At 32.0% G+C, this 14,102-nt stretch carries 14 protein-coding genes; all 14 read right to left on the reverse strand.

Features of this window, described 5'->3' with window-relative positions; all coding sequences use genetic code 11:
• Positions 1-11: 11 nt before the first annotated feature.
• The 14 genes from nuoN to ALEK_RS16545 are packed head-to-tail and all read right to left on the reverse strand — an operon-like array spanning position 12 to position 13,915.
• The gene (gene nuoN / locus ALEK_RS16480; protein WP_071627966.1) at positions 12-1,514 is read right to left on the reverse strand and encodes an NADH-quinone oxidoreductase subunit NuoN; all 1,503 of its coding nucleotides are present in this window, start codon (positions 1,512-1,514) and stop codon (positions 12-14) included.
• Entirely contained in the window at positions 1,514-3,040 is a 1,527-nt protein-coding gene (locus tag ALEK_RS16485; RefSeq protein ID WP_071627967.1) for an NADH-quinone oxidoreductase subunit M, read from the reverse strand. The genes nuoN and ALEK_RS16485 overlap by 1 nt, the downstream gene beginning before the upstream one ends.
• Positions 3,041-3,052: 12 nt before the next feature.
• Entirely contained in the window at positions 3,053-4,915 is a 1,863-nt protein-coding gene (nuoL, locus tag ALEK_RS16490; RefSeq protein WP_071627968.1) for an NADH-quinone oxidoreductase subunit L, read from the reverse strand.
• 2 nt (positions 4,916-4,917) lie between these two features.
• Positions 4,918-5,217, reverse strand: coding sequence for an NADH-quinone oxidoreductase subunit NuoK (gene nuoK / locus ALEK_RS16495; protein ID WP_071627969.1), 300 nt, complete (start codon positions 5,215-5,217; stop codon positions 4,918-4,920).
• Positions 5,214-5,801, reverse strand: a complete 588-nt coding sequence (locus ALEK_RS16500; RefSeq protein WP_071627970.1) for an NADH-quinone oxidoreductase subunit J — start codon at positions 5,799-5,801, stop codon at positions 5,214-5,216. The genes nuoK and ALEK_RS16500 overlap by 4 nt, the downstream gene beginning before the upstream one ends.
• A gap of 9 nt (positions 5,802-5,810) precedes the next feature.
• A complete protein-coding gene (nuoI, locus tag ALEK_RS16505) occupies positions 5,811-6,431 on the reverse strand; it encodes an NADH-quinone oxidoreductase subunit NuoI (protein ID WP_071627971.1) in 621 nt (206 codons plus the stop codon).
• A gap of 2 nt (positions 6,432-6,433) precedes the next feature.
• Positions 6,434-7,432 carry an NADH-quinone oxidoreductase subunit NuoH gene (gene nuoH / locus ALEK_RS16510; RefSeq protein WP_071627972.1) on the reverse strand — a complete coding sequence of 333 codons (999 nt, stop codon included), beginning with the start codon at positions 7,430-7,432 and terminating at the stop codon, positions 6,434-6,436.
• A 1-nt stretch (position 7,433) separates the two neighbouring features.
• On the reverse strand, positions 7,434-9,908 hold the full coding sequence (locus ALEK_RS16515; protein WP_071627973.1) for an NADH-quinone oxidoreductase subunit G: 2,475 nt from the start codon (positions 9,906-9,908) through the stop codon (positions 7,434-7,436).
• Positions 9,908-10,717, reverse strand: a complete 810-nt coding sequence (locus ALEK_RS16520) for a hypothetical protein (protein ID WP_071627974.1) — start codon at positions 10,715-10,717, stop codon at positions 9,908-9,910. The genes ALEK_RS16515 and ALEK_RS16520 overlap by 1 nt, the downstream gene beginning before the upstream one ends.
• Complete coding sequence (locus ALEK_RS16525; protein WP_071627975.1) at positions 10,717-10,986, reverse strand: NADH-ubiquinone oxidoreductase subunit E family protein; 270 nt, start codon at positions 10,984-10,986, stop codon at positions 10,717-10,719. Before ALEK_RS16525 ends, ALEK_RS16520 begins: the two co-directional genes overlap by 1 nt.
• A gap of 12 nt (positions 10,987-10,998) precedes the next feature.
• Positions 10,999-12,225: an NADH dehydrogenase (quinone) subunit D gene (gene nuoD / locus ALEK_RS16530; RefSeq protein ID WP_071627976.1), complete on the reverse strand. Its 1,227-nt coding sequence runs from the start codon at positions 12,223-12,225 to the stop codon at positions 10,999-11,001.
• Between the two features lie 6 nt (positions 12,226-12,231).
• Entirely contained in the window at positions 12,232-13,035 is an 804-nt protein-coding gene (locus ALEK_RS16535; RefSeq protein WP_071627977.1) for an NADH-quinone oxidoreductase subunit C, read from the reverse strand.
• Entirely contained in the window at positions 13,035-13,544 is a 510-nt protein-coding gene (locus tag ALEK_RS16540) for a NuoB/complex I 20 kDa subunit family protein (RefSeq protein WP_071627978.1), read from the reverse strand. Before ALEK_RS16540 ends, ALEK_RS16535 begins: the two co-directional genes overlap by 1 nt.
• Complete coding sequence (locus ALEK_RS16545; protein WP_071627979.1) at positions 13,526-13,915, reverse strand: NAD(P)H-quinone oxidoreductase subunit 3; 390 nt, start codon at positions 13,913-13,915, stop codon at positions 13,526-13,528. The genes ALEK_RS16540 and ALEK_RS16545 overlap by 19 nt, the downstream gene beginning before the upstream one ends.
• Positions 13,916-14,102 lie beyond the last annotated feature (187 nt).

Below are 14,102 nucleotides of genomic sequence, written 5' to 3' on the forward strand. Positions count from 1 at the left end.
AGAAAATTGTTTTAGAAGCTTGTAGTTCCTACGTAGTAAGAAATTACGTTTAATAAAGGTTCTATAAAGAAAATAGATGTAACTGCTAAGAATACTGCAAATCCAACTACCGATTTCATTGGTAATGAAGCATTTTGCATAAACTTAGTTTTTGCACCCTCTTCTGGATCTCTTAAGAACATGTATGAAACAGGTCTTAAGTAGTAGTATGCAGCAATTGCAGAGTTAAGTACAATAATTACAGCTAAAGCAATTTCTCCAGCATTAACAGCACTTGAAATTAAGTACATTTTTCCCCAGAATAATGCAAACGGAGGAAGACCAGTTAAAGCAAATAAGAATAGAGCTAAAATTGAAGCTGTAAACGGTGAAATTTGAGCAAGTCCTGAGAACTTAATAAATGCATATGGTGATTTATAATCTCCATACTCTTTACCTCTATTTAACCATAACATACCAAAGGCACCAAAGTTAGTAACTGTAAATAAAATCCAGTATAAGAATAGGGCTGAAGTTGCTTGCGTTGTTCCAATTAAAATAGCCGCCATTGCCATACCTGCATTTGATACAGATGAGTAAGCTAACATTCTTTTAATATCAGTTTGTTGTAATGCAATGATATTTGGAATAGTCATTGTTAAAACAACTGTAATGTAAAGCATTGTATGAATAATCATATCACCACTATGTACAAATACTTCAAAGAATCTAAGTGCAACTACAAAACCTGCCATTTTAGGAATAACAGATAAGAACCCTGCTAATGCAGAAGTTGAACCTGTATAAACATCTGGAACCCAAGTATGGAATGGGAATAATGATAATTTAAATCCAAGAGCAGCAAACATAAATACAAATCCAACTAATACCATTGCATAGTTAGAGAAGTTATCAGCTGATAAATACCCTTGAGAACTTAATACTTCAGATATTTGTGCTAATTCTAATGAACCAGTTAATGCATAGAAAATCATAGAACCAAATACGAAGAATGCAGCAGCTAATGCTCCCATTGTAAAGTATTTGATTGCGGCTTCAATTGAAACCATTCTATTATGCATTGCAATCATTGTGTATAATGACAATGATGCTGTTTCTAATCCAACGAAGATTAAAATTAATGAATCCGAACTTACCATAAACTGGAATCCTGCTACCATAAATAAATATAAAGCAAAATATTCAGCATGTCTGAAATCTTGGAATCTTAACTTAGATAATCCTAGGAAAATAAATAGAATCGAACCTGAAATAATGATAACCTGAGATAGTATCGCAATACCATCAAGTAACATCATATCAAATAAACCTCTCTCATCACCAGAGTAAGCAAGTAATGTAAATAGGTCAAACGTTAAGAATAATATAACTAAAACAACGTATAACGATTTATGTTTTTCAGTATTAAAAAGGTCAGTTAATAAAATACTAATTGCACCAATGATTGCAATCATCATTGGAGCTAAAGTACCAAGGTTTAAACTTTCTAAACTAAATGAAATAGGCTCAAGCATTACTTAACCTCCCCTATTGAATTTAAAGCTTTTAATTTGTCTTTTGTATCTTGATTAACAGCTTTAATCTGCATAACTTGTGTTAAATGTTTAACAGTTGTATTTAATGGATCTAAAATCACTTTTGGGTAAATACCTAATGCAATAATTAATGCCACTAATGAGAATAAAGCAACCGCTTCTCTACCAAAGATATCTTTTAAATCTTTGTTTTTAGGGTTTGTTAATTTACCAAAGAATGTTCTTTTGTACATTGCTAACATATAAATTGCACTTAATACAATAGTAAGTGATGCAATAAATGCTAAAATTGGAGATGCTTTAAAGAATCCTAATAATGATAAGAACTCACCGATGAATCCAATTGTTAAAGGTAATCCAATAGATGCCATTAATACAATTGCATAAACAAGTGCGAACATTGGCATATTGTGTGCTAATCCACCAAACTCTTTAATCATCTTGGTTTTACGTCTATCGTAAAGTACCCCAACACTCATAAATAGTGCTCCGGATACAATTCCGTGACCAATCATCAGATAAACAGCCCCTGTTATACCTTCAACATTTAATGCAAATACCCCAAGAATAATTACACCCATGTGAGATACTGAAGAGTATGCAATCATTTGTTTCATATCTTCTTGTGCGTAAGCTAACATTGCTGTATAGATAATAGCTATGATTCCAAGACCTGCCATAAACCACATGAAGTAAACACTTGCATCTGGGAATAAAGGAAGAGAAAATCTAATAAATCCATATGTTTCCATTTTTAATAATACCGCTGCAAGGATAATAGAACCAATTGTTGGTGCTTGTCCATGTGCAATAGGTAACCAAGTATGGAAAGGAATCATTGGTACTTTTACTGCAAATCCAAAGAAGAATGCAATAAATAACCATAACTGAACATCAAATGGTAAAACTGCACCATACCAGTCTAATAAGTTAAAGCTCCAAACTCCTGTTGCTTCGTGGTAAACATATCCAAAATATAACATACCAATAAGCATAATAACTGAACCTGTAAATGTATATAAGAAGAACTTGATTGCTGCGTAGAATCTTCTCTCTGCTCCCCAGAATCCAATGATATAAAACATTGGAATAAGAGTTAGTTCCCAGAAAATATAGAACATAATAACATCAAGAGCTACGAATACACCAACCATAGTCATTTGTAAATATAACATTGTAATGATTAGGTTTTTAACATTTCTTTTTTCAGTTAATGCAATAATTGAGATCATCGTCATAAATGTAATCATTACAATTAAGAATAATGAAACCCCATCAACACCCGCTACAAAATTAATACCCATAGTTGGGATTAAAGGTAAGGTTTGAACAAACTGCATTCCTGCCACACTTGAATCAAAGTGGTACCATAATAACAATGCTAATACAAACTCAACAACAGTAACAACAACCCCGTACTGTCTCATTGAATCTTTATGAATTAAAAATCCAACAGTAGCTGCTACTGCTGGGAAGAATATCAGCATAGATAAAATATTTTCCATTTACATAACCCCTTATAGTACCGCTAAGACTAATGCGAAAATAAGACCCATAATAAGTCCTACTACCATTAATCTTAAAGATGTTGATAAATTACCTGATTGAATAGGTCTAGCTGTCGCACCTGCTTTATTAATAAAGTGAGCGATTCCATCAATTGCATTGTCAATAACTTTAATTTCAATCACATTAAAGAACCAAACAGACATTGCGTAATATGGTTTAGAGATAAATTTGTCATAGAACACTGGAATATAATATTGATTTATAAATAATTTATAAAGTGCATTATTTTCCCATTCTTTACTAAATCCATCACCTTTGTAGTATTTAACATAAGCTACTGCAATACCACCAACTGCAACAGCAGTTGTAATTAGAATTAAAATCCATACAGTTGAGCTTGCTGTATTTGAAGCTTCCCATGTTGGTAATGTTTTTGTAACAAAATCAATAAAGGCATGTTCAAACCATCCAGCTATTACTGCAAGTACAGCTAATGGAATCATTGCTGCAATTACAAAGTTTTTAGCTTCATGAGGATGGAAATCTGCATCTGAATAGTTTTGTTTTCCGAAGAAAATTTTAAATACTAATCTAAATGAATAGAATGCTGTTAAACCAGCAGTTACCCATAATGTTCCCCATAATAGGAATGCATCTGCATTAAATGCTGCTTCTAAAATTTTATCTTTTGAGAAGAAACCAGCTAATGGGAAAATACCAGCAAGTGCAAGAGAAGCTACAAGCATAATAATTGAAGTTGCTTTCATTTTATTATGTAAGCCACCCATTTTTCTAATATCTAATTCATCATTCATTGCATGCATAACGTTACCAGCACCTAAGAATAATACTGATTTAAAGAAGGCATGAGTTGCAAGGTGGAATAATGCCACCCAATAAGCACCAAGACCAGCTGCTACGAACATATATCCTAATTGAGATAATGTTGAGTATGCAATAATTCTTTTCATATCATTATTTACTAAAGCCATAGTTGCTGCAAAAATTGCTACAAATGCACCAAGTGCTGCAATTGCATATCCAACCTCAGGAACTAATGTATATAATTCATTTGATCTTACTACTAAATAAACCCCAGCTGTTACCATAGTTGCTGCGTGAATTAACGCAGAAACAGGTGTAGGACCTTCCATTGCATCAGCAAGCCATGTATGTAATGGGAACTGAGCTGATTTACCCATAGCACCTAGGAATAATAAACCACCAATCCAAACGATTAATGAATGATCAAGTGTAGAGATATTTGCAAATACTGCATCGTATTGTAATGTTCCAAGGTTCCAGTATAATAAGAACATACCAAGTAAAAGACCTAAATCCCCAACTCTGTTCATAATAAATGCTTCATTAGCTGCCCATGATGCAGATTCTTTGTGATACCAGAATCCGATTAATAACCATGAACAAACTCCAACACCTTCCCAACCGATGAATAATACGGCGAAGTTATCAGACATTACAAGAACAAGCATAGAGAACACAAACGCAGAAAGGTAAGAGAAATATCTATTAAAACCTTTATCGTGTTCCATATAACCAATTGAATGAATATGAACCATAGTAGATACTACAGTTACAACAGACATCATTACAACTGATACTTGATCAACAACAAATCCAAATGGGATTTCTAAACTTCCTGTTTCAATCCATTGGAATAAAATTACGTTTAATACAGTATCTGTCGTATAAACAAAATGTAATAATTTTAATGAAGCGAACATAGAAACAGCTAACATAAAAGATGTGAACCATCCTGTGAAAGCTGTTTTCTTTCTCATAGAGAATAATGCTGCTACTAATGAACCAACTAATGGGGCAAAAAGTGCAATGTATATATATTTTTCCATTATTATCCCTTCATCCCTTGAATATCATCTAAGTTAATAGAACCTGTTCTTTTGTACCAAAGAATTAATAATCCAAGACCAATTGCAACTTCAGCAGCCGCAACTGCGATAATAAAGAATGCAAACATTTGACCAGATAAATCCCCATGGAATTTAGATACAGCTGCAAGACCAACGTTAACAGCATTTAACATAATTTCTGTAGAGAAAAAAAGCATTAAAACATTTTTTCTTCTAATTACACCAGCAAGTCCTATACAAAAAAGAACCGTTGATAGTATTAAATAGGCATTAAGTGTCATTTAGCCTCCTTAGATTCTGCTTCTTTAGCTTCTTTTGCTATTAAAGCATCAATTTCTTCTTCATGCATTTCAGAATAAGATTCATTCATTTTTTTACCAGCTAAAACAATTCCACCAATCATTGCAACAAGTAACATAATTGCTGCAACTTCAAATGGAACTAAGTATTTAGTAAATAAAACATAACCAACATCAGCAGAGTTACCTACTTCTGGATGAACAGGATAATTAGCTGTAACATTTTCACCAATAACTGGAGAGATGAAAATAACAACAATAATTAAAGCTACAATTCCAGATAATAAGAATACTAATCTTGGATTATTAATCTTTTCTTTTACAGTTGATAAAGAATCAAAAAACATCATACCAAAGGCATATAAAGACATAATTGCACCTGTATAAACTACAATTTGTACGGCCCCTAGGAAATCTGCGTCAAGTAAGAAAAAGAATGCTGAGATGAAAATCATCCCTGCAGCCATTGAACTTAGCGCGTATAAAGCGTTGTTTGTAAGTACTGTAATTCCAAACATTGAAACTGTAAGTACTGCAAACATTATAAAAGCTACTACTTCAAACATCCAAACTCCTTAGTACGACAGTGGTGTTTTTTTAATTTTTTTATCAGCATCTGGTGATACCGAACCGAAACCAGCAAATTCTGTTTGTTGGTTTAATTGATCAAATGGTGTTAAAATATCTTCTTTTAATGAGAAGTGAGCTCTTTGCTCAGAAGAGTTTTCATATCTTCCTCCATGTACAATTGCAAGTTCTGGACAAACTTCTGCACAATAACCACAGAAAATACATCTACCCATATTAATTGTATATTCACTTACTGCTTTTCTAGAATCTTCATCTATTTTAGTTTCCATTCTAATACAGTTAGCAATACAGATCTTTTCACATAAACCACAACCAATACATCTTTCACTACCTGATTCTAATAAAACAAGTAATTTATGTACGGCTCTATATCTAGGACCTATTGGTAATTTTTCTTTTGGATATTGAACTGTTGCCATTTCTCCATTGAAAAGAGCACCAGTCATCATTTTCCAAGTAATTTTTAAACCAGTGAATAATTCACCTTTAACAGATCTACTTAAGACCTGTTTGAAAGTTTCCCATTCAGTCTTTGGATAATTATCTTCTTGAACTGTTACGTAATCTTCAGAAATATTTCTGTTTTTAAATTCTTTAAAACTCATAATTACTCCAAAATCATTATTACTAGACCAGTTGCTAAGATATTTAACACTGCAAGTGGCATTAATATTTTCCAACATAACCACATTAATTGGTCAGGTCTAACGTGTGGCCAAGCTGCTCTTGTCCATAAGAATATAAAGATTAAGAACATTACTTTTAATATAATTGCTAATCCACCAGGGATAAACCATAATGGCTCAAATCCACCAAGGAAAATTAATGCAGTTAAGAAAGCAATTGTAAATAATGCTGCATACTCACCAATGAAGAACATTCCCCATCTCATACCAGAATACTCAGTTGCATAACCTGCAACTAATTCAGCTTCATGCTCAAGTAAATCAAATGGTGTTCTGTTTGTTTCAGCAAATCCAGCAATAACAAATAAAATAAATGCTAAAGGTTGCGACCAAACAATCCAGTTTGAAACTCCACCAGCTTGGTAGTTATTAATATCAATTAATGATAATGAACCTACCATCATTAATGGTGCTAGTAAAGCAAGTCCTGATACAACTTCATATGATAAAAGTTGAATAGCAGTTCTAGCTCCTCCAAGTAATGCCCATTTATTAGCAGAACTCATACCACCTAATAAAGGTCCATAAAGTCCAATTGCTCCAACTGATAATACAAATAAAACCCCAACATTTACATCTGAGATAATTGGTCTAACTGTATAACCAAACATTTCAAATTCAGGGAAGAAAGGAATAGCACTCATTGCAATAAATGCAGTAGCCGCTGTAATAATTGGTGCAATCATAAAGATTGGTTTATTCGCATTTGCAGGAATAAAGTCTTCTTTAGTGAATAGTTTAATACCATCAGCTGCAATTTGTAAAAGACCGTAAGGACCAACGTTTGTAGGTCCTAGTCTTCTTTGCATAAATGCTAATACTTTTCTTTCTATATATGTTGTAAATCCAGCTAACGCAGAGAAAATTGTTAATACAACTACAACTTTTATTATTGTTTCTATTATAATTCCAGCTTCCATACTATGCCTTTACTACTTGAGCTTTATTAAATCTATAAGTATCAAATAAAACTTTTGAAGATGAGTTTTTATCAAATGTAGATACATAAGCAATATCACCAGCAATTTGAATATCAGTATAAGCATTTAATTCTAATTCAGAACCATTTGCATTAACTTTTACTTTATCACCTTTAGATAATTCTAATTTATCAAATGCAGCTTTAGAGAAGAAAATACCTGATTCAAGATTATCTTTAAACTCATGTGCAATTGCTGTAAATTCATTAAATTGGTTAATTGGGTTTGCTTGGTAAATTACCATTTCATTTTCAGATACTTCAAACTTAGCTGTATTGCTTACATTTGTTTCATCACATGCTTCAGAACTAGTAGATGATAAATCGTAACCTCTATATTCAACTCTGTCAGTACCGAATTTATTTGGTAATGAATCAAATTCTACAGCTTGGAATCCAGCTTCTACTGGTAATTCTTCTGTATATTCAATTGTATATTCAATATCATCATTTAAAACAACATTTGCAATATCATTTAAAGCATAACCATTAAATGCTAATGCAGCATTTGTTGGAACAACTTTTTTATCAATATTAGTAAATGTTCCTTCTTGTTGATTAAGTGCTGGCATATCAATATTTCCATCACCTAAAGCAGATAATTCGTAATCAGCAGTTTCGTTGTAACCTACAACAAATCCTGATTCTTCTTTATCTAATTTACAAATTTGAGAAACACCTAATGTGTTAGTTTGTGTTGGTAAGATAACAATATTAAATGCAGTATATCTATCAATAATTCCACATAACTTAGCTAAGTTAATTGAATCTGGATGAGAAATTAAATCTTCTCCAACCATTAATGAGAATGTATCTTTTTTAGCTAACATTGAATCAATTAATTCTAAGAAGGCTTCATCTTTTCCAAACTCTTCTAATAAAGTGTTGTATTCAAACTCAACTTCTTTAGAAACTTTTTTAGGAACCATTTTTGAAACTTCTTTTTCTTCACCAGTTTCTTCATCTTTTACGATTTCAACTACTTTTTCTTTGATAGTTTCAACTACTGTTTTAGTTCTAGTTTCAGTTTTAGAAGCAATATAATCAGCAACAGATGCTGGTAAATCTTTTCCAAACTTATAAAGAATGAAATATAAAATAGCTTCTTCTGCCATTGGTGCATGATAAATAAAGTCTGTAGTTTTACCTTTTTTACCAATTTTTTCCATTACTGGATCCGCAACTGGGTGGAAGTATAAAGCAGCACCTTTATTCATAATTACTGAGTTATTTAATGCATATCTTGCATTTGGTAAATCAGATTTTAAATATGAACCAACAGAAATTACAAAGTTTGCATCATGTACTTCTGTAAGTGTTGAAGAGTATAAAGATTTACCAGAAGTGCTTGTATAATTAGCTAAGAACTCTTGATATCTTCTTGCATCTTCATTTACAAGTTTAGCACCAGTTTTATTAGCTACTTTTTGTAAGATTAATGCTTCTTCATTTGTAATAAATGAGTTGAATTTAATTGTATTTGCTTTTTTGAAAGCTTCTACTGCTTCATTAAATGCCGCTTCGTCTTTTGCTTCACATTTGTTTTCAAAATCATAAGCAAATCTAGCTGCACCATTTACAGTTGAGAAATGAGGTTCATTTGTAACTCTATAAATTCTTTTTGTAGCGTGAGCATCAATTGATTCTTGTTTGATTTCGTAGTACATAAATGCACAATCAGATGAGTGTGGATTTACTGCTGGAATTTTCTTTAATTCCCAAGCATTTGAAGTGTATTGGAAGTCATGAGAAACTAAAGCACCTACTGGACATGCAGAGATACACTCACCACAGTTTGTACAGGCATCAGCGTCATAACCAATTAAAGATTTATTTAATTTGTTCCACATTGCATAAGCATCTTTTGGCATTTCTGCTTTAAATGTCTTATCAATTGCATCTGCACCTCTTTTAACTGTAGAAAGAGCGTTTGAACCAACCATATCTTTACATACAGTTACACATCTCTCACACATAATACATAATGCAGGATCATAGTTCATAACTCCCCAGTGTTGAGTAGGTCTATGAATATCTCTAATTGAGTATGATTGTTTATCAACATTCATATATAAAGAGTAGTTTTGAAGTTCACATTCACCACTTTGGTCACAAACTCCACACTGTAATGGATGGTTTACATCGTAAACTTCCATAATAGCTCTTCGCTCTTTAGAAATATTTTCAGTTACAGTTGTAACGTCCATTCCTTCTTTAACTTTTGTATTACATCCGTATACTTGTTTTCCATCAGCTTCAACTAGACATAATCTACAAGCTAGTGTTGGTGAACATCTTGTTAAATAACATACAGCAGGAACAAAAACATCATTTTCTCTTGCTACGTTAAGTATAGATTCACCATTTTTAGCTTCTATAGATTTACCGTCCATTGTTAATGTAATCATGTCACTCATTATGCATCAACCTTTTCAATTTTTACTTGCTTGTATCTATAATCATTAAAAATATCTTCATTTGAAGCAGCTATTTTAGCAATAGATACTGTACCGTTTAACTTCTCATCAACTTTTAAAGTTCTTTTGATTTTTTCATTTTTGTAGTTAATAAATATTTCATCATTGTTTTTAACTTTTGCAATATTTGCAAATGTTTGACTACAAAGTAAATCTTCACTAGATTCTTCATCAACTAGTCTATATAAAACTGTTCCGTTGTATGATTTTAAATCTTCTACTTCTTCTAAATCAATATTTTCACATGCATTAATTTTTGCTTCAAATTCGTCATTTAAAACAATTACATTAAAGTCAGTATATTTTTTGATTAGAGAGATAAATCTAATAATATTTTCAACTCTATCATGTTCAATTAAATCGTCACCAATTACTAGAGTTTTAAAAGTACAATTTGAAGATGCTTCATAAGCTTCCTCAAACTCTTCTTCTCCAGCAGAACTTTCAGCAGAGATATATCCTAAATCTAAATCATTGATATATTTTTGTGTATTTTCATCAGATTCTTTTACAAAAGCATCTAAGAATAAAGCACAAACACCCTCTTCACTTCCTACTTCATATTTAATAAATTGAGTATAGTAAAGTTTTAAATCAATATTATCAATTGGATGCATATAAACAAACTTTGCATTTGTTTTAGCAATTGATTCAATAATTGAATTTCTTACAGGTTCTTTGTTGTCAGCAAGCATTGAACCAAGTGTGATTACAAAATCACTTTTAGCAATAATTTCTTTTTTATCCATTATTTTGCTTCCTCTGCTTCTTCAACTTCTCTTGGTTCTGGTTTTATTTTTTTAACCACTAAAGTCCAGTCAACTTCATTAAACTTAATTGAGTTCATTAATGTATATCCAGCTTCATAAATAACATCCGCTGATTTCTGAATGTTTTCGAAATCACCAATTTCAAACATAATAATTGCAGTTTCACCCTCAACAATTTGTTTATCCATTAGCTCTAACATTCTGTCGTAGAAATCATTTTTTAAAGGTCTTAAATCAAATCTTTTCATTTCCTATTTCCCTTATCTATCAATTTCACCGAATACAATGTTTAAGTTACCAATTAAAGTAACAACATCGGCTAACTGTAATCCAACTAATAATTCTTCAAGAATTGCTGTATGTTGGAAACTTGGTGTTCTAATTTTCATTCTATAAGCATATGGAGAACCATCACTTACTACGAAATATCCTAATTCACCTTTTGGTGACTCAGTAGCAACATATACTTCACCTTTTGGTGGTCTCATACCTTGTGTTACAAGTACGAAGTGTTGCATTAAAGAGTAGTTTTGAGTCATGATTTGCTCTTTTGGAGCTGAAATATACTCAGGTGCGTGAGCCATTAATTGACATTCACTTTCATCATACATTGGTACTAATTGTTTTAAAATCTTCGCAGATTCTCTCATTTCAGCAATACAAATTTTGTATCTACCGTATGAGTCATTTGTATAAGAAACTGGAACATCGAAATCTAATTCATCATAAATACCGTAAGGCATCTCTTTTCTTAAATCCCATTTGATTCCAGAACCTCTTAAAGCAATACCAGAACATCCCCATTCTTTCGCCATTTGAGGTGTAATAACACCGATATTTTCAAGTCTCATTTTCCAGATTCTATTCTCTGTTAATAAACCTTCATACTTTTCTAATTCTGTATGTAAAATATCTAAGAATGATAAACAATCAGCTGTCCAATTTGATGGTAAGTCTAAAGGAACTCCACCAATTCTAACTGCTGAGTGAGTAAGTCTAGCTCCACAATAGTCTTCAATTAAGTCCATTGCATATTCTCTTTCTCTGAAACAGTAAAGGAACATAGACATAGCACCAACGTCTAGTGCGTGAGTTGCTAACCAGAATAAGTGAGAAGTAATTCTATTTAATTCTAAAAGCATTGTTCTAATAATTTCAGCTCTTCTTGGAGCTTCAATTCCTAGAAGTTTTTCAATAGCTAAGGCATATCCATAGTTATTTGAAGTAGCAGCAATATAATCCATTCTGTCCGTAGTTGGTAAGAATTCATTATAAATCATATTTTCAGCCATTTTCTCCATACCTCTGTGAAGGTATCCAATTAATGGTCTTGATTTAACTACTTCTTCACCTTGAAGTTCTAATACTAGTCTTAATTGACCGTGAGCAGATGGATGTTGTGGTCCAAAGTTCACCATCATTGTATTGTCTTCTCTCTCGAAATGAATATTTTCAAAGAAAGGTTTTAATCTATTTGGTTGTTGCATATTTCTCTACCTTCTTCTTTTTAAAACAACTGATTCTTCAGGTTTTAATTTTTTCATAATTCCACTGATATCATCTTCTTGGTAAGAAATAGCAGTTTCAGGTTCAAATTCAGAAATATCTGTTTCGTAAGGAACTTCATGTCCAAGTCTTGCAAATCTAGTAGTATCATATCTATCAATTGCAGCTGGATCTCTTTGTTCAGGTCCAATAATATCTCTAGCTTCTTTTCCAAAGATTTTATCTACTTCATACCATGAAGCAGCCTCGTCACCTTGAAGAGGATAAGTTTTTCTAAGTGGGTGATCATACCAATCATCTGGCATAAGAATTCTTTTTAAATTGAAGTGACCTTCAACTTTTACACCTAACATATCATACATTTCTCTTTCAGACCAGTTTGCTGATTTGAAAACAGATGTAACAGATTTAATAGCTTCATCTTTTGGTAAGAAACATTTGATTCTTAGTCTTTTATGTTTTGAAAGTGATAACATTTCATAGAATACTTCGTATCCATCTTTAGCTGCTAGATAATCAATAGCAGAAAGTTCCATTAACATATCGTATTCTAATTCATCTCTTAAGTAAGTCATTGCCTCAACAACTGCATTTTTGTTGATAATCATTACTAAGTGTGTATGTTCAATATAAGCATCACTTACATTAATATGTTTACAGAACTCTTCATGATCTTTGGCAAATATTTCATCACTTGAAGGAGCAAGTCTTGGTAGACTTGGTACTACATGGAATCTATCAGTAAAATAGGCTTGTTTTTGTGCATTGTCTTTGTTTTTATACTGTCTCATTACACTAACCTCTTCTTCTTATGGGCTCTAAAAATTGATTCTTTTCTAATCTTTTTTTGTAAAGTCATAAGTGCATACTGTAATGTTTCAGGTCTAGGAGCACATCCTGGAAGATAAATATCAACTGGTACAATTCTATCTGCACCTTGAACAGTTGCATAAGTATTAAACATTCCACCAGTGTTAGCACATGATCCCATTGAGATTACCCATTTTGGATCTGGCATTTGGTCATATAGTCTTCTCATGAACTCAGCATGTTTCTTTGTAAGAGTTCCTGCAATAATAATACAGTCTGATTGTCTAGGACTGGCTCTAAAAATTGTACCGAATCTATCGAAATCGTATCGAGATGCTCCAGTAGCCATCATCTCGATGGCACAACAGGCCAAACCATAAGTCATAGGCCAAATAGAATTTGATCTACCGAAGTTAACTAACTTATCAATAGTTGTTAACTTGATTGGTGCGCCACCGTCTTGTAAATAATTTACTTTATGCTGTGCCATTCAAGGGCTCCTTTTTTCCAAGCATATAAAAATCCAATTGCTAATAATGTGATGAAAAGTAACATTTCAATAAATCCAAACCATCCAAGTAGCTTAAAGTTAATAGCCCATGGGAACATGAAAATGATTTCTACATCAAATAAAATAAAAAGCAATGCTATTAAATAAAATTGCGTTGAGATTGTGTTTGGTTGTTTTGTAACTTCTGGTCCACATTCATATAATGTTGTCTTCAGTTTTTCAGTGTCAAGTCTTGCGATTTTACGGCTAACAAATCGCGATAGCCATACCGTAGCACCAAATGCAGTAAAGGTAACTACGAACATAATAAATGCACCAAAATAAGGATGGGCAAACTCCATGTGTGTCATTGTATTAATCCTTCTTAAATTAAAAAGTTTTTCTTTTTTATAGGTCTATAATAGTATCTAATATCTAATAAATAGCCACTTATATTTAGTTCAAGAAATAGTATTCTAAATTTTTAAAATTAAGCTTATAATTTAATGTTTTTCTAAGAATACTAATAAAGTGGTACCAAAAGGAACACTAAAATAA

This window comes from Poseidonibacter lekithochrous, assembly GCF_013283835.1.
GTDB lineage: Bacteria > Campylobacterota > Campylobacteria > Campylobacterales > Arcobacteraceae > Poseidonibacter > Poseidonibacter lekithochrous.

Bases quoted from the DNA above. Each gene is read 5' to 3' on its own strand.
- ALEK_RS16525 (WP_071627975.1), bottom strand. From the start codon at position 10,986: ATGAAAAGATTTGATTTAAGACCTTTAAAAAATGATTTCTACGACAGA.
- ALEK_RS16520 (WP_071627974.1), bottom strand. From the start codon at position 10,717: ATGGATAAAAAAGAAATTATTGCTAAAAGTGATTTTGTAATCACACTT.
- ALEK_RS16485 (WP_071627967.1), bottom strand. From the start codon at position 3,040: ATGGAAAATATTTTATCTATGCTGATATTCTTCCCAGCAGTAGCAGCT.
- nuoN (WP_071627966.1), bottom strand. From the start codon at position 1,514: ATGCTTGAGCCTATTTCATTTAGTTTAGAAAGTTTAAACCTTGGTACT.
- ALEK_RS16540 (WP_071627978.1), bottom strand. From the start codon at position 13,544: ATGGCACAGCATAAAGTAAATTATTTACAAGACGGTGGCGCACCAATC.
- nuoL (WP_071627968.1), bottom strand. From the start codon at position 4,915: ATGGAAAAATATATATACATTGCACTTTTTGCCCCATTAGTTGGTTCA.
- nuoI (WP_071627971.1), bottom strand. From the start codon at position 6,431: ATGAGTTTTAAAGAATTTAAAAACAGAAATATTTCTGAAGATTACGTA.
- ALEK_RS16500 (WP_071627970.1), bottom strand. From the start codon at position 5,801: ATGTTTGAAGTAGTAGCTTTTATAATGTTTGCAGTACTTACAGTTTCA.
- ALEK_RS16535 (WP_071627977.1), bottom strand. From the start codon at position 13,035: ATGAGACAGTATAAAAACAAAGACAATGCACAAAAACAAGCCTATTTT.
- ALEK_RS16545 (WP_071627979.1), bottom strand. From the start codon at position 13,915: ATGACACACATGGAGTTTGCCCATCCTTATTTTGGTGCATTTATTATG.
- nuoK (WP_071627969.1), bottom strand. From the start codon at position 5,217: ATGACACTTAATGCCTATTTAATACTATCAACGGTTCTTTTTTGTATA.
- nuoH (WP_071627972.1), bottom strand. From the start codon at position 7,432: ATGGAAGCTGGAATTATAATAGAAACAATAATAAAAGTTGTAGTTGTA.
- nuoD (WP_071627976.1), bottom strand. From the start codon at position 12,225: ATGCAACAACCAAATAGATTAAAACCTTTCTTTGAAAATATTCATTTC.
- ALEK_RS16515 (WP_071627973.1), bottom strand. From the start codon at position 9,908: ATGAGTGACATGATTACATTAACAATGGACGGTAAATCTATAGAAGCT.